At 47.7% G+C, this 18,802-nt stretch carries 12 protein-coding genes; 7 read left to right on the top strand and 5 right to left on the bottom strand.

Annotated features, from left to right (window positions below):
• Positions 1 to 66: 66 nt before the first annotated feature.
• The 3 genes from IE163_RS12715 to IE163_RS12705 all read right to left on the bottom strand — a co-directional run bounded on the left by IE163_RS12715 (position 67) and on the right by IE163_RS12705 (position 2,305).
• Entirely contained in the window at positions 67 to 678 is a 612-nt protein-coding gene (locus IE163_RS12715; RefSeq protein WP_189433356.1) for a DUF1826 domain-containing protein, read from the bottom strand.
• On the bottom strand, positions 678 to 1,892 hold the full coding sequence (zigA, locus tag IE163_RS12710) for a zinc metallochaperone GTPase ZigA (protein WP_189433355.1): 1,215 nt from the start codon (positions 1,890 to 1,892) through the stop codon (positions 678 to 680). Before zigA ends, IE163_RS12715 begins: the two co-directional genes overlap by 1 nt.
• Positions 1,893 to 2,128: 236 nt before the next feature.
• Positions 2,129 to 2,305: a hypothetical protein gene (locus tag IE163_RS12705; RefSeq protein WP_189433354.1), complete on the bottom strand. Its 177-nt coding sequence runs from the start codon at positions 2,303 to 2,305 to the stop codon at positions 2,129 to 2,131.
• 205 nt (positions 2,306 to 2,510) lie between these two features.
• Between IE163_RS12705 and IE163_RS12700 the strand changes: the two genes are divergently transcribed.
• Both IE163_RS12700 and IE163_RS12695 read left to right on the top strand, forming a co-directional pair.
• Complete coding sequence (locus IE163_RS12700) at positions 2,511 to 4,565, top strand: TonB-dependent receptor (RefSeq protein WP_189433353.1); 2,055 nt, start codon at positions 2,511 to 2,513, stop codon at positions 4,563 to 4,565.
• 265 nt (positions 4,566 to 4,830) lie between these two features.
• The gene (locus IE163_RS12695) at positions 4,831 to 7,704 is read left to right on the top strand and encodes an insulinase family protein (RefSeq protein ID WP_189433352.1); all 2,874 of its coding nucleotides are present in this window, start codon (positions 4,831 to 4,833) and stop codon (positions 7,702 to 7,704) included.
• A gap of 61 nt (positions 7,705 to 7,765) precedes the next feature.
• On the opposite strand, the gene IE163_RS12690 is transcribed toward IE163_RS12695, so the two are convergent.
• Entirely contained in the window at positions 7,766 to 9,112 is a 1,347-nt protein-coding gene (locus IE163_RS12690; RefSeq protein ID WP_189433351.1) for a GGDEF domain-containing protein, read from the bottom strand.
• A 123-nt stretch (positions 9,113 to 9,235) separates the two neighbouring features.
• Complete coding sequence (gorA, locus tag IE163_RS12685; RefSeq protein WP_189433350.1) at positions 9,236 to 10,591, bottom strand: glutathione-disulfide reductase; 1,356 nt, start codon at positions 10,589 to 10,591, stop codon at positions 9,236 to 9,238.
• Positions 10,592 to 10,751: 160 nt separating this feature from the next.
• On the opposite strand from gorA, the gene prlC reads away from it, so the two are divergent.
• The 5 genes from prlC (at position 10,752) to IE163_RS12660 (ending at position 18,784) form a co-directional block, all read left to right on the top strand.
• Entirely contained in the window at positions 10,752 to 12,839 is a 2,088-nt protein-coding gene (gene prlC, locus IE163_RS12680; RefSeq protein ID WP_189433349.1) for an oligopeptidase A, read from the top strand.
• Between the two features lie 87 nt (positions 12,840 to 12,926).
• Complete coding sequence (locus tag IE163_RS12675) at positions 12,927 to 13,406, top strand: hypothetical protein (RefSeq protein ID WP_189433348.1); 480 nt, start codon at positions 12,927 to 12,929, stop codon at positions 13,404 to 13,406.
• A gap of 92 nt (positions 13,407 to 13,498) precedes the next feature.
• Complete coding sequence (locus IE163_RS12670; protein ID WP_189433347.1) at positions 13,499 to 14,200, top strand: DNA-3-methyladenine glycosylase I; 702 nt, start codon at positions 13,499 to 13,501, stop codon at positions 14,198 to 14,200.
• A 122-nt stretch (positions 14,201 to 14,322) separates the two neighbouring features.
• Positions 14,323 to 15,213 (top strand): ABC transporter ATP-binding protein, encoded by an 891-nt coding sequence (locus IE163_RS12665; RefSeq protein ID WP_189433346.1) that lies wholly within the window; start codon positions 14,323 to 14,325, stop codon positions 15,211 to 15,213.
• Positions 15,214 to 15,223: 10 nt separating this feature from the next.
• A complete protein-coding gene (locus tag IE163_RS12660; RefSeq protein ID WP_189433345.1) occupies positions 15,224 to 18,784 on the top strand; it encodes an ABC transporter permease/M1 family aminopeptidase in 3,561 nt (1,186 codons plus the stop codon).
• Positions 18,785 to 18,802 lie beyond the last annotated feature (18 nt).

Raw genomic sequence — 18,802 nt, 5'->3', positions numbered from 1 at the left:
ACCTAGTATAAGGATAACTCGCTAGTCAATCATGAAAATCAGGTTAACAGGGCTAACTTTCACGTTTTACCATACCGGGTCTAAGGTTAATAATAAGCGGGTACCGGGTGTGACGGGGGAGCGATGGCTAATCGCATAAGTTTGCATACCTTCCCAGCCACTGCCTTTTAATAAGGCAACATCACCTTGTTGCATGTTTTGGCAGGGGGCGGCAAGTTCTAGCGGGCCAGCATGCCATTCGGTGGCTGGGCCAATATAGGTGCTGACTAAACGACACAACAAATGATCGGTGTGAAACTTCGGACACATCGGTTGCTGTAACACTTTTAAGCGTAGCCCGAGCTCTGGGCAATCCATTAAACAGGCAAAGATCTCAGCCAGTTGTTGCACGTCCTTAATAAAGTCGGCTTTGCCAGTTGCCTCGGGCAAAACTCGGTCTAACAGCGCACTGATGTCGTTTAACGCTAAGCGATGTTGCAATGGTAGCTTTAACGCACTTAACAAGCTAGTGGCATACTGCTGAACGGCATCTGGCAGCGAACGCTGCCAGATGCTAAGGTTGACATCTGGCTCGAAAATCTCGGTCAGCACCGCGAGATCAGTTGCTTGTTTTTGCTGAGCCGCTAGCTGCTGCGGCTCGGGCGTTAGAATTTGCCATGTTGCAGCGCCAGTTGCCATTATGCCTCCACAGTACCTTGAAAAGGATTGGTTAATTGCTGCCAGCCTGGCAATCCTGAGCCTAGCTCGGCATCAGTGAGCAGCGCTGTGTTAAGTTGAGCGAGCATCGCAGTTTTATCTAACTGCTGACCAATAAACACCAGCTCTTGGCGACAATCACCATAGGGTTCGGTAAATTGTGCTGTAATGGCAGCCTGTGATTCAGCATCATCTGGCCACTCATCGCGCGGCACGGCCTGCCAAAATAAGCCAGCCATGCCATAGCGGGCAATACCACCTGCCTGATGCCATTGCCAGGCATAATCGGGCGTTGCGGCCAACCAAAAATAACCTTTAGAGCGCAGTAGTTTGCCGGTGGGCCAATCTTGATGTAAAAAGTCATAAAAGCGCTGTGGATGAAAAGGCCGCCGCGCGACAAAGCTAAAGCTGCTAATGCCGTATTCTTCGGTTTCCGGTGTATGCTCACCGCGCAACTCTTGCAGCCAGCCTGGAGCTTGCGCTGCTTGCTCAAAGTCAAATAAGCCGGTATTAATAATCTCTGAAAGCGCGACTTTCCCTTGCTCTGCCAGTAGCTGCTTGGCTCTGGGATTCAGCGATTTTAAAATAGCTTGTAATTGTGCTAACTGCACCGGTTCGACTAGATCGGTTTTACTGATCACCAGCACATCACAAAACTCGACTTGTTCAATTAATAAATCGGCAATGCTGCGCTCGTCATCTTCGCCCAGGCTTTCCCCTGCGCTGGCTAAGTCATTTGCCTGCTGGTAATCCTCTAAAAAGTTTACCGCATCCACCACCGTCACCATGGTATCCAACTTGGCGATATCGGCTAAGCGACTGCCGTCTTCATGTTCAAAGGTAAAGGTTTCGGCAATGGGTAAGGGTTCTGAAATACCGGTTGATTCAATCACCAAATAGTCAAAACGTCCTGCTTTGGCCAGTTTGCTAATTTCTAGCAATAAGTCTTCGCGCAAGGTGCAGCAAATACAGCCATTGCTCATTTCTACCAGCTTTTCTTCCGCCCGGTTTAGGCTCACTTCTTTATTGACCTGCGCCGCATCAATATTGATCTCACTCATATCGTTAACGATAACGGCAATGCGTAAGCCGTCACGGTTATGCAAAATATGATTAAGTAAGGTGGTTTTACCGGCGCCTAAAAAACCAGACAGAACGGTAACGGGTAAAGGAGATTGTAATTGAGGCGTCTGCATTATCTATGACTATTTGTTATGTTGTAACATATCATAGCAAAGGCTATTGTTTTAACAAGAGGTGCCAATAAATAAAGCAGCCCTGGATTAACCTCATCCGATAACGCCTCTTGCTAACTTGCTCCGAGTTTTTGTACTAAGCATTTTAGTGCTACAGGCGAGCCTACTTTATTACCTGAAGTATTTAATAGTAAATATTGGACATATGAATAGCATGCGCTTTGCCATGACATAAATTAACGCCAATATCGGCCTTTGCAACCTAATGCCGTATGAGCGTTTTCCTTGATCTGGATCGGTAAATCAATGCCCTGCATACCAACATAATTTAGCGCCTTAGCGGCCATGGTTAATGTTGTTGAGGTGATATCAATAAGCGATGATTGGGTTTTTTCGGGCGATGGTTGCAACATAACAAAGTCTTTTCTTGAACTTGCATTGTGATAATATCACAACATTGGCTTCAGCCAAGCCATTTACTGCCGTTTGCATTCAGTGGTTTTGTGTAGGTGTTTTCTTCGCTGTAACCTGCTTTTTGTTAGCTTAATCGAACAAAACTTGCAGTGTAATTTCCTTCGTTTTAGTATGCGGCAACTTTTAAAAGGTGAATAAATTGTGATGTTTAGACTAGCCAAAATTTCGTTAGCGGTGGTTACCGTGCTGGCGCAAAGCCAATTGGCCTATGCTGAGAGCGCTGAAACTGCAGAGTTAGCAGCAGATAGCAAGCTGGAGCGCATTGAAGTGCGGGCCTCAGGCTTAAAGCGTGAAGTGGTGGAAATGGCCGGGCCGGTCACGGTATTAAGTGGCGAAGAGCTGCTACGGCGCACCGACATTAGCATTGGCGAAACCCTAAAATATGAAGTGGGTGTACATGCTAACTATTATGGTCCTGTCGCCTCTCGGCCGGTGATCCGCGGCTTAGATGGCGCACGGGTACAAGTGGTACACAATGGTATGAGTACTGGCGATGTATCACGCGAAGGGCCAGATCATACGATTACCGCGGATGCGGTTACTGCCCAGCAAATCGAAGTCTTGCGTGGCCCAGCCACCTTGCTTTATGGTAGTGGCGCTATTGGCGGTGTGATTAACGTGGTCGATAATCGTATTCCACAGCAAATTCCGCAACAGAGTGACACTATCCTGCAAACCCGTTTTGGTACTGCAGCCAGTGATCGTAGCTTAAGCTTTGCCCACGACAACGGCGCCGAGCAGTTTGCCTGGCATATTGATGGCAATGTGCGCAAGGGCAATGATTATAAAGTCCCTTTATATCAAAACGACGAAGGCGACAGCAGTAAGCGGTTGCAAAACTCCTGGTCAGAGCATCAGGTACTGAATATCGGCTCCAGCTATATCGCCGAGCAAGGTTTTATCGGGCTTAGTTACGGCGTGATTAAAACCGAGTATGGTCTGCCAGAAGGCCCCGCTGCAGAATATGAAGAAGGCGAATATATTAAGCTTAATCAGCGGCGGGTAGCGCTGGCCTCAGAATATCGGCCCGCCGATAGCCTGTGGCAAAGTATTACTGCCGATATTGCCTTTACCGATTATGATCATGCCGAATTTGAAGATAGCGAGCCGGGTACGGAGTTCTTAAGTGAAGCCCTAGAACTGCGCACTACGGCAACCTATGAGTTAGCAGATAGCTGGCGGGGTATTGTCGGTTATCATGGCAATTTACGTGATTATCAGGCCTTAGGTGATGAAACCTTTACCCCGAATACCGACACCGACAGCCATGCGCTCTTTATGCTGCATGAAAAACGCTTTGGGGTGGTAAAGCTGGAGTTTGGTAGCCGCTATGAGCAGCTTACCCATCAAGCCTATGCGCTGGAGGATAGTTTAGGCAGCCGCGATCTTGAGCAAAAGTTTAATTTATTCAGCTGGTCTTTTGGCGCGGTGTACGATGTGCAGCCCAATCAGCAACTGACTTTATCTTATAGCCAGGCGCAGCGCGCGCCTGCGGCAAATGAGCTGTATGCTAACGGTATTCACATTGGTACCCGCTCTTATGAGATTGGTGTCGGTTACGATGTAAGCAATACCAATGGTGTTGCGCAAATTATCCATAATCCTAATCTTGCCAAAGCTGAGCAGGCGAACAATATCGATTTGGGTTGGCGCGGCCAATTTGCTGATGTCAGCACCAACATTAATCTGTTCTACAACCAAATTGATAACTACGCCTTTTTAGCTAACCTTGGTTTTGAGATTACCGATTTTGCCGCTTATCAATATCAGCAACAAAATGCCCGTTTGCATGGCATGGAAGCCAGTATTAGCTGGCAAATTACGCCAGAGCATCAAGTCACCTTGATTGGTGATACTGTAGTGGCTCGTTTGCGTGATGGTGGTTACTTACCGCGGGTTCCGTCCTACCGTTTAGGCGCCGAGTATGCTTATCGGGCTGATAGCTGGGGCGGGCAGCTTGGACTGACGCATTATGGCAAACAAGATCGCTTAGCTGAAAATGAAACGGCAACAGCGGGTTATACCGTGGTAGAAGCCGGCGTAAACTATTATTTCGATTGGCAACAGTACGAGCTAATGGCCTTTGCTAAGCTGCAAAACCTGACGAATCGCCTAGGCTTTGTGCACAGCTCTTTTATTAAAGAAGATGCGCCGCTGCCTGGGCGTCAATTGGTGCTTGGCTTTCGCTTAAACTTTTAAAGCCTCATCTGGCAACAGGCGCTGCTGCCTCTGGCTCTGCGCCTTGCCCGCTCAAGGGTGTTTTCACTATGCTACGACCCTGGCAAAAGCCAGGGCGTTCAACCCGCCTCTAAATTGCTAAGATACCTCCCTTGTTTGAGCTTGCTACATCAACTAAGACATACTTTCTTACAAATGTGACCAGGCAGAAGCTGGTCTCTTGTTAGCCATTTCGTTAGTATTACGCTACGTTATTTTTACATATCAGGTAAAAAAGGATAGTCTAATGAAAAAGCTTTTTGTAATCAGTGCAGTAGCCTTGGCGGTAATAACAGGCTGTGCGCAACAGGGTAGCACCCCAGCGTTAACCGAGCTTCAGCAACCACAAGCATCTGCTATCGTGGTCAGCCCTAACGATCAGCGCCAATATAAAACGTTGACCTTGCCTAATAAATTAGAAGTGATTTTAGTCTCTGATCCGGCATCAGAAAAATCGGCGGTGGCACTGAGTGTCGGCGCAGGTATGCTGCAAGATCCGATGACTCAGCAAGGTTTAGCGCACTATCTAGAACATATGCTGTTTATGGGCACCGAGCGTTACCCGGATCCAGCCGAGTATGCTGGCTTTATGAGTCAGCATAATGGCGCATATAATGCCTACACCTGGTTGGATATTACCAACTATATGTTTGAAATTAATAATAATGTTTACGATGAGGCCTTAGATCGCTTCTCCGACTTTTTCAAATCTCCCAAGTTTTATCCAGAGTACTCAGACAAAGAGCGTAACGCGGTAAACGCCGAGCAATCGATGCGCCGTGAGATGGACTTTTTAGGGCAATTTGAGTTAATGCGCCGCATGTTTGGTGAGCACCCGTCAAATCGTTTTCTGGCAGGCAGTTTAGAGAGCTTAAGCGATAAACCCGGCAGCAAGTTGCACGATGAAATGCTTAAGTATTACGCCAATTATTACTCTGCCAACAATATGAAGCTGGCAATGGTCAGTAACTTATCTTTGGCAGAAATGGAGCTACTGGCCTTAAAACATTTTGCGGCGATTGAAAACAAAGACATTCCTATTCCAACCGTAACAGCGGAATTGGATAACAGCCTATTTGGTAATAAACGTATTCATTATGTGCCAAATCAGGATATTAAACAGTTGCGTTTAGACTTTACTATTCGTGATAATTCAAACCAATATGCGGTTAAACCCAATGAATTTGTGACTTATCTGTTGGGCTCCGAAATGCCGGGTACGGCAGCGGCCCAGTTAAAAGCCGCCGGGCTGATTTCTAGCTTAAATGTGTCGGCTACTCCAGATTTCTTTGGTAATTATGGCAATATCGCCATCGATATTAACCTGACCGACGCAGGGATGCAGCAACGCGAAGCCATTACGGCGGTCGTGATGCAGTATCTGGATTTGATAAAGCAGCAAGGTGTTGATAGCAAATACTACAGCGAAATTAAGACCAGCCTGAATAACCAATTCCAGTTTTTAGAAAAAACCGATGGCTTTGGTTATGCCTCTCAGTTGGCTGCCGCCATGTTAAAACAGCCGGTAAAACATGCTGTAGCTGCGCCTTATATTTATGAGCGCTTTGATGCGGCAGCCATCAATAACGTACTTGAACAACTGACACCACAAAACTTACGCATTTGGTATATCAGCAAGCAAGAGCCACATGATACCGAGCTAGTACGCCATGTGGGTAAATATAAAATTGTCGATATTAGCGCCGAAGAAAAAGCCGCCTGGCAGCAACCAGTGGTCGCGCTGAACTTGCCGCAGGTAAATCGCTTATTGCCAGAAAGCTTTGCTATTAAAGCCCGTGCAGCCCAACAAAAGCCAGAGTTAGTGTTAGAACAAGCAGGCATTAAAGCCTGGATTTATCCAAGCCAGGTGTTTGCTGATCAGCCCAAAGGCCGTTTAGATATTGTATTAAATAGCCCAGCGGCCCAGCAGGATAGTAAAGCCCGGGTTGCCTTCTCCTTATGGCGCGATCTATACAACTTAGAGCAAAGTGCACTGCGCACCGAAGCCCAGGCTGCTGGTATTGATGTCTGGCTAAGTGATGGTAATGGTTTAACCTTAAATCTGGATGGCTTTACTGATAAACAACCACAACTGCTAGAGCAGTTACTTGCTGGCTTAACGCCGCAAATTACAGAAGAGCGCTTTGCTCAAGCGGTAGACCGCTATGTGCGTGGTTTGGCTAACCAAAGCCGGCAAGTACCGTTCCGCCAGGCATTTTGGGCCTTTAATAGCCTGTACCGTGGTGGTAACTATAATCCAGAGCAGTTAATTGCCACGGCCAATGCGATGACGCCAGCTGATTTACAGCAGTTTATTGCGGCAACCTTAAAAGCTAACCAAGTGCGGGTATTTGCCTTTGGTAACTACGATAAACAAGATGTGACTAACTTGGTTGCTAAGCTGAGCAAAGCCTTACCAACTGAGCGGCAAACCACAGACTATACGCAAAGCCCATTCTGGTTACCTGCTGCAGGCCAAACCATTGTATTGCAGCGTGATATTGATGTGACCGATGTCGCCTTGGTGGACATGCATGTGCATCCAGCAAAAGGTATGGCGCAGCGTGCTGCTGCCAGTGTCTTGGCATCGCATTTCTCTAACCAGGCCTTTGACAAGCTGCGTACTGAAGAGCAATTAGCCTATGCAGTAGGTGGCACGGCTATTGATCTGAATGATTACACCGGTTTTGGCTTGTATATTCAAACGCCAGTAAAAGGCCCGGCTGATATGCAGCAACGCTTTGATGAGTTTAAAACGCAGTACTGGGAAACGTTGCAGCAAGTCACGCCTGAGCAATTTGCTACCTTAAAGCAGAGTTTATTAGTTAGCTTAAACGAGCCACCAAAAAACCTGTTTGAAGAAATGCAGCCGTTAGTCAGTGATTGGTACCGTGAGCGTTTTGATTTTGATAGCAAAGCGAAACTCATAGCAGCAGTTGAGCAAGTAACACTGCAAGATGTCCAAGCGTTCTATCAGCAAACCTTGCTTAATCCACAGGCAGCGCGTATTTCGGTACAAATGCGCGGTACCAGCTTCCGCGAGCAGCCGTTTGCTACTTTGCCAAACCAGCAAGTTGTTAAAGATATTGCTGAGTTCCAGCGGAATATGCCGAAGCAATAATCAGTAATAAAGGTGAACACACTGCAACATCCCTGCGGCTGACAAAGCGCAGGGATGTTTTTTATGGCCGCTCGGCCACTGGTGCTTGGCAAAACACAACAGCGGCTTGCGCCGGTCGTTTTTTCGCCTGATACATAGCGATATCCGCTAAATGTAATAGTTGTTGCTGATCCAGACTATCTTGTGGAAATAAGGCGATGCCAACACTACAAGAGATATCGAGATGATGTTCGGCAACCTGGTAGGGGGCACTGAGCTGTTGTTGGATGTGGCTGGCTAACGGCAGAATTTGCGGCACTAAAGATTGGCTCGCAGTAAAGCCGGTTAAAGCCACTACGAATTCGTCACCACTGAGCCTTCCGGTTAAATCAGCCGCCCGGGTACTTTGGTGTAAGCGCTGGGCGACCTGTTGCAGCACCACATCACCAATGGCATGTCCATAGCAATCATTAATGGGTTTAAAACGGTCTAAATCGATAAACAATAAGGCTAGAGTATCGCCGCGTAACTGACACAAGGCCATTTGTTGTTCCAACATTTTGTGGAACAGTGTGCGGTTGGCCAGTCCGGTTAAGGGATCATAATAAGCCTGGCGGGCCAGCTCGAGATTTTGCAGTTTTTGCTCGGTAATATCGCGGGCAATGCCAACATATTTGATTAAACTGCCATCCGTATCGAGGATGGGGGCTGCGGTCGAAGTATGCCAGCGCAGCTGACCATTTTTATGAAAAATCCGGTACTCGATAGTGCCGTGCTGGGTTGCGGTAAGCAGCAGACTTTGCATAAAGGCAAAACAGCGCTCCAGATCGTCCTGATGCACAAAATGATCAAAGGTTTTGCCCATCACTTCCGTTGGATGAGAGCCCAGAATATCCTGCCAACAGGGCGAAACATAATCCAGAGTGCCGTTTGGCAGCATGGTAAAAATGATGTCGTTGGCACTTTCTACCAGAGCGCGAAACTCTGCCTCGCTTTGCTGCAGTTTTAATTCGGCGTTTTTCCGCTGGCTGATATCATTGGCAAAGCCACTAAACAGAATACTGCCGTCAGGCAGCTGACGTGGAAAGTCAAAAGCTTCCAACCAGACTATTTGCTGGTCTGGACGGATAATCCGCAGCTCTGCATGCCAGGGCTTGAGTTGGGCCGCGCATTCAGCTGACGTTTGATACACCCGTTCGGCATCAGCCGGATGAATACGATCAAGTAGCAGGTTGCCATCCTGCATAATCGCCTGTGCCGGAATACCAAATAAGGCTTCGGCATTTTCCGAGGCATAAACATAATGAAACTGTTGATCTGGCGTTTGCTTTAACTGATATAAAAAGCAAGGTAAATGCCGCGCCAGTTCGGCCAAAGGGCCAAACAACTGTTCGGTAGAGGGGCTAACCAGTTCTGACCTTTTGTCCATGCTCAACTTAAACAAAGTACAATAGGGTTACTGTAACCAGACTTATCAGGGCTGGCCAGCGATTCTGCGAAAAAAAGTGTGCGAAAGTAAGGCTCCGGCCACACTATGGCCGGCATCTTCGCCCTAACGCATGGTAACAAATTCCTCAGCGCTGGTTGGGTGCAGTGCTACTGTGGCATCAAAATCGGCTTTAGTGGCACCCATTTTAATGGCCACAGCAAAGCCCTGCAGTATCTCATCCATGCCCTCACCGATACCGTGTAAACCCACTACTTTTTCATCCGCGCCCTGGCACACCAGCTTAAAGGTACTTAAGGCGCGATGCGGGGTAATGGCGTTATACATGGCGGCAAAGCTGGAGCGATAGACTTTAATATGATCTTTACCATACTTAGCAATGGCCTCTGCTTCGGATAAGCCAATAGTGCCAATGGGTGGGTGGCTAAAAACAACCGTTGGGATCAGTGAATAATCCATATGGGCATTGGGCATGGCTGGGTTAAATAAGCGTTCGGCCAACATGCGGCCAGCTTTTACTGCAACGGGGGTAAGCTGGGCCTCACCGGTAATATCACCCACGGCGTAAATGCCTGGCACATTGGTATTCTGGTGTTTATCGGTACGGATAAATCCCTCCGCATCGGTAGCGATGCTGGCTGCGGCCAGGTTAAGTTTATCGGTAGCCGGTTCGCGGCCAATGGCCCAGATTAAACAGTCAACATTAAACAGGATGGTGCCGTCTTTCAGATAGACGGTTAAACGATCTTCTGCTGCGGCCTCTACTTTCACCACTTCGCTTTGGGTATGTAACTGCAGCTTATCTTGTTGTATGCGTTGCAGCAGTGCATCGGTAATATCGGTATCAAAGTTTTTAAGAAGCCGGTCGCCACGCACCAATAAATGGGTATCAGTACCCAGGGCATGCAACACCCCGGCAATTTCTATTGCGATATAACCGGCGCCTACCACCACCGCTTTGGTTGGCTGTTTGGTTAAAGCAAAAAAGCCATCAGAATCAATACCCAGTTCTGCACCTGGAATAGCTGGCCGACTTGGCCGGCCACCTACTGCGATAGTGATATGATCGGCAGTAATCAGCTCACCATTCACTTCCACCGTATTTTTATCGACAAAGCGAGCAAAGCCCTCAATATATTCGACGCCATTGCTGCTAAAGCCACGGTGATAGGCAGCATGAATACGTTCAATATAGGCTTCACGATTGCGAACTAAGGTTGCCCAGTCAAAACTTTGCTGGGTTAAATCAAAGCCGTAGCTGCTGCTGTATTTAATAGCTTCGGCAATATGGGCTCCGAACCACATCACTTTTTTCGGCACGCAGCCGACATTAACGCAGGTACCGCCGACAGCTTTCGCTTCAATAACTGCAGCTTTAGCGCCACGCATAGCGGCTCTATTGGCTGATGCAATACCGCCGCTGCCGGCACCGATAGCAAGATAATGATAATGACGTGTCATAACTAGGCCTGTAGATCGTGAAGAAGAGAGAACAGATATGAGGTTCTTGGTGGCATATTACAAGGCTAAAATTTAGTGCAAATAACGGGCATTACCTTGATAAAACAGCGCCAAAACCCAAGATCCATAATATACGGCTATTATTTAGGAACTCCTTGTTATGTCAGAACTGGCTACTACCGCTTCGGCGCAGACTAATCCGTTATTAAGTTTCATCGATTTACCACCTTTTTCCGCTATTCAGCCTGAGCATATTAAACCTGCGGTAGAGCAGGCAATTGCCACCGCGCAAGCTGCCGTTGAGCGGGTGGTCTCTGCAACTGAGGTAAGTTGGCATAGCCTGATCACCGAACTGGAGCAAGACAGTGACCGGTTAAGTAAATTATGGTCACCGGTATCACACTTAAATTCGGTGGCTAATAGCCCGGAATTGCGTGCGGCTTACGAGAGCTGTCTGCCATTATTGTCTGACTTCAGTACCTGGCTAGGGCAGCATGAAGGGTTATATCAAAAATACCTGCAACTGCATAATAGCAGCGAGTTCGCCAGCTTAAGCAGTGCCCAGCAAAAAGTAATAACCAATGCCCTGCGTGATTTTAAACTGTCGGGTATTGGCTTGCCTGCTGAGAAAAAGCAGCGTTATGGTGAGATCCAAAGCCGTTTATCCGATTTAAGTTCGACCTTTTCTAATAACACTCTGGATGCCACCCAAGCCTGGTTTAAGCATATTACTGATGCAGCCGAACTGGCGGGTTTGCCAGAAGATGCCAAGCTGGCTGCGGCAGAAGAAGCGCAAAGCCGTGAACTTAGCGGCTGGGTTTTCACTCTGGAATTCCCCAGTTATATTGCGGTAATGACCTATGCCGATAATCAGGCGCTGCGGCAAGAGCTTTACAGTGCCTATTGTACCCGTGCCTCTGATCAGGGCCCCACAGCCGGGCAATTTGATAACACCGCCATTATTGCTGAGACGTTGGCATTAAAGCATGAATTAGCGCAATTACTGGATTTCGCTAACGCCGCAGAAGAATCCTTGGCGACGAAAATGGCCGAGTCGCCGCAGCAGGTGTTAGCGTTTCTAACCGATCTGGCACGCCGGGCTAAACCCCAGGCCGAGCGCGATCTGCTTGAGCTTAAGCAATTTGCTAAAGAGCAATATGGTGCAACGGAGCTAAACGCCTGGGATGTGACCTATTATGCCGAAAAGCTAAAAGAAGCTCGCTATGCGGTGTCGGATGAGCAACTGCGGCCTTATTTCCCCGCTACCAAGGTGGTACCCGGTTTATTTACCGTGTTAAATAAACTCTTTGGCATTAGAGTTAAGGTGCGTGAGGGGGTGGATGTTTGGCACCCTGATGTGCAGTTTTACGATATTTTTGCTGCTGACGGCACACTGCGTGGCAGTTTCTATTTAGATTTATATGCCCGTAGCAAAAAGCGCGGTGGTGCCTGGATGGATGATTGTCGTGGTCGGCGCATTTTAGCTAATGGCGAGTTGCAAAGCCCAGTGGCGTATTTAACCTGTAACTTTAATAAGCCTGTGGCAGGCAAACCGGCGTTGTTTACTCACGATGAAGTGATTACCTTATTCCATGAGTTTGGCCATGGTTTACACCATATGTTAACTCAGGTCGATGCTGCTGCGGTTGCCGGTATTAATGGCGTCGCTTGGGATGCGGTAGAATTGCCTAGCCAGTTTTTAGAGAACTGGTGCTGGACGCCGGAAGCCTTAGCATTAATTTCCGGTCACTATGAAACGGGCGAACCTTTACCCGAGGATTTACTGCAAAAAGTACTAGCGGCGAAAAACTTTCAGTCGGCACTGTTTTTAATTCGGCAGTTAGAGTTTGCCCTGTTTGATATGCGTTTACACGCTGAATATCAGCCTGAAACTGCCGCTAGCGCTGAGCTTGGAGATAAAGTACAGCAATTATTAGATGAGGTGCGTACTCAGGTTTCAGTGATAGTGCCACCACGCTTTAATCGTTTTCAACATAGCTTTAGTCATATCTTTGCCGGGGGCTATGCTGCGGGCTACTATAGTTATCTCTGGGCTGAAGTGTTATCCGCCGATGCTTTTGGCCGCTTTGAGGAAGAAGGGGTGTTTAATCCGGCAACCGGACAAGATTTTTTACACTGGATTTTGGAGCGTGGCGGCAGTGCTGAGCCGATGGAGCTGTTTAAAGGTTTCCGTGGCCGCGAACCGTCTAACGAAGCCTTGTTAAGGCATATGGGGATCGCCAGCTAAGCCCGAACACTACCTTACTCTGGTTAAGGCCAGAGTAAGGTTAAGCAGGGCAGGGTATATTGTTGGCAGACAATTAAGGAATACGTTATGCGATATAGTAAATTGGCAGCGCTGCTGTTGTTGGCATTACCAGTAAGTGCCTGCATGCAAAACACAGGTGGCGAGCGCAGCGCGCCAGCACCTCTGGTAGAGCAAATAGATCCACAAAAAGATCCCGTTGGTGCAGTGCAAGCGCATCGGCAGCAACAAAGCACAGATCTGACCGATGTTAGCAGATTGCGCGCTGAAGTATTAAGGCTAACCCGTGATAAAACGGCCGATAATGTGCAGCAATGCTTAGTATTGCCGCTGGGCAGTAAACCTTGTGGTGGCCCGGCCGAGTACATTGCAGTATCAATTAAAGGCAAAGACGAAGGCAGTTTGCTGCAAAAAATCAGTGGCTACAATCAAGCTATGGAAGCGGAAAACTCACGCAAAGGTTTGATGTCGGATTGTGCGGTGGTAGAAAAACCGGCCGTGCAGTTAGTTAACGGCAAATGTGAACTGGTAGCCGCCAGTACGCAGTAAAAGCAGTATCAACTTAGACAACAGAAATAACAGTAAAGGGGGGTTGCCGAAGGCAGCCCCTTATTTTAATACATTAGCTTAAGGGGCAGTCAGTGCGGCAGGTGGAAAAATTTGCAGCTATTATGCAGCGGGCGCAAGCTCGCAAAGGTGGGCCGGCGGCCTTAGCCGCGTTGTTAAGCAAGCCTTTACCAGCACATCAACTTGCTGCAGTATCCGATAATCTACTGCTGGCTGAGCTAACTAAAAAAGTTTTTCAATCGGGTTTTGTTTGGCGGGTAGTGCGACAAAAGTGGCCGGGTTTTTGTGAGGTGTTTTTTGATTTTGATATCGAAAAAATACTACTCTTGAGTGACGAAATGCTAGAGCAAAAAGCTCGGGATCCACGGATTATCCGTAATCTGAATAAAGTGTTTACTATCCGCGACAATGCGCTAATGATCTATAACCTGCAACGCGAACATGGCAGCTTTGCCCGCTTTATTGCCGACTGGCCGAGTGCCGATATCATTGGCCTGTGGGGCTATCTAAAGAAACACGGCGCCCGCTTGGGCGGTAATACCGGGCCTTACGCACTTAGAGCTATGGGTAAAGATACCTTTTTATTAACGCAGGATGTAGAAGCCTATTTAAGAGCCTATGGCGTGTTTGACGGTGGCATTAATAGCAAACGCAGCCAGCAACAAATTCAGCAGCAGTTTACGCAGTGGCAAGCCGAGTCAGGTTTAAGCTTGCAAGAAATTAGTCAAATTGTTTCTTATAGTGTGGGCGAAAATATCGTCGGGATGCAGCAATAAGCGGCAAAATGTGACAGCCTTAAAGTTTTGTTACATTTCTTTTTCCTTGTTAAAGAATTGAAACTAGTACTGCACTGGTCAGCATGTTAGGTTGGTTTTAATTTCACCAACAAGGAAAGACTATGCTAACCATTACCGGACTGTCCAAAACCTATAGTAACGGCGTTAAGGCGCTAAACAATGTCAACCTGAGCATTCCAAACGGGCTTTTTGGGTTGTTAGGGCCCAATGGTGCAGGTAAGTCTTCACTGATGCGGACTATTGCCACCTTGCAGCAGGCCGATAGTGGCAGCATTCTGTTTAATGATATTGATGTATTAGCTGATCCGGCTGCACTTCGGAAAACGCTGGGTTACTTACCGCAAGATTTCCACGTCTATCCTCGGATCAGCGCCTGGGATTTGCTGGATCATCTGGCTATTCTAAAAGGCCTGCAGCATAAAGCACAGCGCAAAGAAATTGTTGCTGGTTTGCTGGCGCATACCAATCTGTATCAACACAAAAATAAAGCCGTGAGTGGCTTCTCCGGCGGTATGCGCCAGCGCTTTGGCATTGCCCAGGCGCTGTTAGGTGATCCTGACTTACTTATCGTCGATGAACCCACTGCGGGCTTAGATCCGGAAGAGCGTAACCGATTCCATAATTTGCTGGTAAGTTTGGGCGAGCAAAAAGTTATTATTTTATCTACCCATATTGTGGATGATGTGGCCGAGCTTTGCCCGCAAATGGCGGTGTTGGCACAGGGCGAAATTTTGCTGCATGGTAATCCGCAACAGTTAGTACAGCAGTTAGAAGGTCAAATCTGGAGCATTACGGTATCGCAGCAAGAGGCGGTAGCCATAGAGCAACAAGTACCGGTGTTATCAAAACGGTTATTTGCTGGTCGCACTGTACTAAATATTCAGGCAAGCACGCCCCCAACAGGTTTTACTGCCTGTCCGGCTCGTTTGGAGGATGTGTATTTCTCTACCTTACAGCGTCAGCGGCAAATTGCTGCGCAGCAGGCGGCCTAAGGGGGTAGTTATGTTTACAGCTATGCTGCGTTTTGAGCTGCGTTATTTCTTACGACAGCCTTCTTTTTATGTCGTTTGCCTGTTGCTATTTTTGGTGAGCTTTTTGGCTACCGTATCCAATGCCGTGGTTATCGGTGGCGGTGGTGAAGTCTTTAAAAACAGCCCTCATACTATTAGCGCAGTGTTATTAACCCTGGGAATTTTTGCGATGTTTCTGGTGGTAAACTTTGTCGGCTCCAGTGCCTTGCGTAATAGTGCCTGGCAGATGGAAGAACTGGTACACAGTAAACCGTTGCAACCATTGCCATATCAGTTAGGTCGTTTTTTTGGTAGCTATCTGGTGGTAGTACTGGTATTTGCTGCAGTACCTTTGGGTATTTTGCTGGGGAGCTTTATGCCCTGGGTTGATGCCAGCCGTTTTGGTGCAACTCGGCTGGTGAATTACTGGCAGCCTTTTATGTTGTTGTCGGTACCTAACCTGTTTATTTTATCCGCGCTATTTTACGCTATGGCCCGTAAGTTCCGCTCGATGATGGCATTGTATCTAACGGCTGTGTTGTTGCTGGTGCTTTATATTATTGCCGGAAATTTTGCCTCGTTGCCGGAGTACCGTGAACTGGCTGCTTTATTAGATCCTTTTGCTTTGCGCACTTATAATGATGTAACCCGGTATTGGACCATTATTGAGAAAAACGAACAATTGGTTAGCCTAACGGGGCAAATATTACAAAACCGCACGCTTTGGTTAGCTGTTGCTTTGGTACTGCTGGCTGTATCAGGATTGTTTCGCATGCCTAGTCAGGCGAAAACCGATAAAGCTAAAGGCAAGAAAGTGGAGGCGGCGCTTGCCCCGCCGGCGCTGAGCAGCTTGCAACAAAAGGCGGTGGGTTACTCGCTATTACCGCCATTTTTAACCCGGCTCGGCTTTGAGATCCGGCAAGTCTTATTTACCGCTCCCTTTCTGATATTGGGCCTGATAACCATAGTGAACTTAGTGGGGCCCATGTTTGATGATTTTGGCTGGTACGGTACCTCAAGTTGGCCATTAACCCAGAGCATGGTGTTCGATATTCAAGGCGCTATGAGCATTATTATGATTGTAGTGGCGGTATATTACTGTGCTGAAGTGGTTTGGCGTGAGCGCAGCAGTGGCATGGGCGATATTATTGATAGCCTGCCGGTACCCAATTTAACCTTCTGGTTAACTAAGTATGTCGCAGTAGCCTTGGTGATGGCATTACTTTATCTGCTGGCTATGTTGACAACAATAGGGTTTCAGCTAATTAAAGGCATAGATAACCTAGAGTTAAGTCAGTACGCCATTCGTTTGGGCTTTTTTACACTCTTGCCCTTTATGCTTACAGTAACGCTAGCGTTCTTTTTGCAGGTGATAAGTCCGAATAAATATGTTGGGATGGGGCTCTTTGTCGGCTACTACCTGACCACCTTTGTGATGATGTCCTGGGGCTTTGGCCACAGTATGTATAACTTTGGCATGTCGCCGGTGAATGCCTATTCTGATCTAAATGGTTACGGTTGGACCCTATACAGCCATAGTTGGTACATGCTGTATTGGGGGGCATTCAGCCTGATGCTGTTTATTATCGGTTACGGGCTGTATCACCGGGGGCCGGCACAGCCGTTACGCAGCCGGATCCGGCAGTTATCTTATCAGCTGGGCACTAAGGGTTTTGCTGCGCTAGGCGCCTGCGCACTGGTATTTGTGCTAAGTGGGGCCTTTTTGTTTCAGCAAACCCGTGTAGTGAATCAGTATCAAACGGCCGAGCAGCTGATGGACTTACAGGCTGACTATGAGAAAGAGTTTAAGGCGTTAGAAGCAGCTCCGACGCTGATTACGACCAACGTTATGGCCTATCTGGATCTTTATCCGGCCGAGCGCCAACTTAACGCCAGGGTTGAATTTACCTGGCAAAATAAGAGTTCACAGCCTATTAGTAAGTTGTTGGTAAATTGGCCGGCTAATACTAAACAGCTTGTTATCAACATTGCTGGCGCAGAATTGAGTGAAGCCGATCCGCATTTTCGTGTCAGTTGGTTGCATTTTGCTGAGCCGATAGCACCGGGAGCAATCTTGACCGGAGAGATTAGCTTGCAACGGCGCAACCAGGGAATTAAAGAAAACAACATTGATTATGCCTTGGTGGAAAACGGTACCTTTATCAATAACTGGGAGTTATTACCCAGCTTTGGGTATCAGAACCGTTTTGAACTTAATGATCGACACGAACGGCAAAAAAGAGGGCTGGCACCGCGCGCACGGGCCAATAAACTGGAAGACGAAAGCTTTTACCAGCAAAACTTCTTTGGGCCCGATGGCGATTTTATCGAGTTTGAAGCCGTTGTTTCCACTGCTGCCGATCAAATAGCGCTGGTACCAGGCTATTTACAGCGACAATGGCGCGAAGGCGAGCGGCAATTTTTCCATTATAAAATGGACAAGCCGATGGTGAATTTCTATTCCATTAGCTCTGGTCGCTATGAAGTGGCGCGAGAGCAACATAATGGCGTTAATATTGAAGTCTATTATCATGCGGGGCACCCATGGAATATCGCCAGAATGATAGAGTCTGTGCGGGATTCTCTGGATTATTTTAGTGCTGAATTTGGTCCTTATCAGCATCAGCAGATGCGGATTATCGAATTTCCAGGCTACCGTGGCTTTGCCCAAAGCTTTGCTAACACCGTACCTTATTCTGAACAAATTGGTTTTATTACGGATTTACGTAACCCAGATAATATCGATCCGGTTTATTACGTAACAGCGCATGAAGTGGCACATCAATGGTTTGGGCATCAGGTTGGCGCAGCCAATGTACAAGGCAGCGCCGTGATCTCAGAGAGCTTGTCGCAGTATGCGGCCATTATGGTGCTGGAACATAAATATGGTGCGGCTAATATCCGCAAGTTTATCCGTCATGAATTGGATGGTTACTTACGCGGCCGGTCAGCGGAGCGTATGGCAGAGATGCCGTTACTACGCTCAGAAGAACAAAGTTATATTCACTATCAGAAGGGCTCTGTGGTGATGATGGCTATCCGGGATTTGCTGGGCGAAGCACGGCTGAATGCCAATCTACGTGCTTTTACTGAGCGCTATCGTTATCGGAATGATCCCTTCCCAACCACGCTGGATCTGGTAGCCTACTTAAAACGTGATACGACTGCGGCAGAGGCGGCTTTTATTGACGATCAATTTAACCAAATCACCTTGTATGATCTGCGTTTGCAACAGGCCAGTGCTACTGAGCTGGCAGATGGCCGTTATCAAATAAACTTAACCATCCATGCCGCTAAACTGCAAGCGGACGAACAAGGGCGGCAACAAGAGGTGCCTATGCAGCAAGAAGTAACAGTAGCGCTGTTTAGTCAGGATCCAGATAAAGTGGGTGCCGATTCTGGTGTGCTGCACCAGCAGAAGTATCAGCTGGTCAGTGGTAGCAATCAGCTGCAGCTGGAAGTAGACACCTTGCCGGCATTTGCTGGGGTTGACCCTTTTATCACGTTAATTGATCGCGATAGTGCGGATAATATTCGCCGTATCAGCCGATAAAGCTGCCGTAATACTGGC

The organism is Alishewanella longhuensis, from assembly GCF_014653435.1.
In the GTDB taxonomy this organism is placed as follows: Bacteria; Pseudomonadota; Gammaproteobacteria; order Enterobacterales; family Alteromonadaceae; genus Alishewanella; species Alishewanella longhuensis.
The sequence above is the reverse complement of the archived record's forward strand: the minus strand, read 5'-3'. Positions and strand labels throughout refer to the sequence as shown.

Excerpts from the sequence above, each read along its gene's own strand:
- IE163_RS12690 (WP_189433351.1), bottom strand. The coding sequence starts at position 9,112 with ATGGACAAAAGGTCAGAACTGGTTAGCCCCTCTACCGAACAGTTGTTT.
- IE163_RS12715 (WP_189433356.1), bottom strand. The coding sequence starts at position 678 with ATGGCAACTGGCGCTGCAACATGGCAAATTCTAACGCCCGAGCCGCAG.
- prlC (WP_189433349.1), top strand. The coding sequence starts at position 10,752 with ATGTCAGAACTGGCTACTACCGCTTCGGCGCAGACTAATCCGTTATTA.
- IE163_RS12660 (WP_189433345.1), top strand. The coding sequence starts at position 15,224 with ATGTTTACAGCTATGCTGCGTTTTGAGCTGCGTTATTTCTTACGACAG.
- IE163_RS12705 (WP_189433354.1), bottom strand. The coding sequence starts at position 2,305 with ATGTTGCAACCATCGCCCGAAAAAACCCAATCATCGCTTATTGATATC.
- IE163_RS12665 (WP_189433346.1), top strand. The coding sequence starts at position 14,323 with ATGCTAACCATTACCGGACTGTCCAAAACCTATAGTAACGGCGTTAAG.
- gorA (WP_189433350.1), bottom strand. The coding sequence starts at position 10,591 with ATGACACGTCATTATCATTATCTTGCTATCGGTGCCGGCAGCGGCGGT.
- IE163_RS12695 (WP_189433352.1), top strand. The coding sequence starts at position 4,831 with ATGAAAAAGCTTTTTGTAATCAGTGCAGTAGCCTTGGCGGTAATAACA.
- zigA (WP_189433355.1), bottom strand. The coding sequence starts at position 1,892 with ATGCAGACGCCTCAATTACAATCTCCTTTACCCGTTACCGTTCTGTCT.
- IE163_RS12675 (WP_189433348.1), top strand. The coding sequence starts at position 12,927 with ATGCGATATAGTAAATTGGCAGCGCTGCTGTTGTTGGCATTACCAGTA.
- IE163_RS12700 (WP_189433353.1), top strand. The coding sequence starts at position 2,511 with ATGTTTAGACTAGCCAAAATTTCGTTAGCGGTGGTTACCGTGCTGGCG.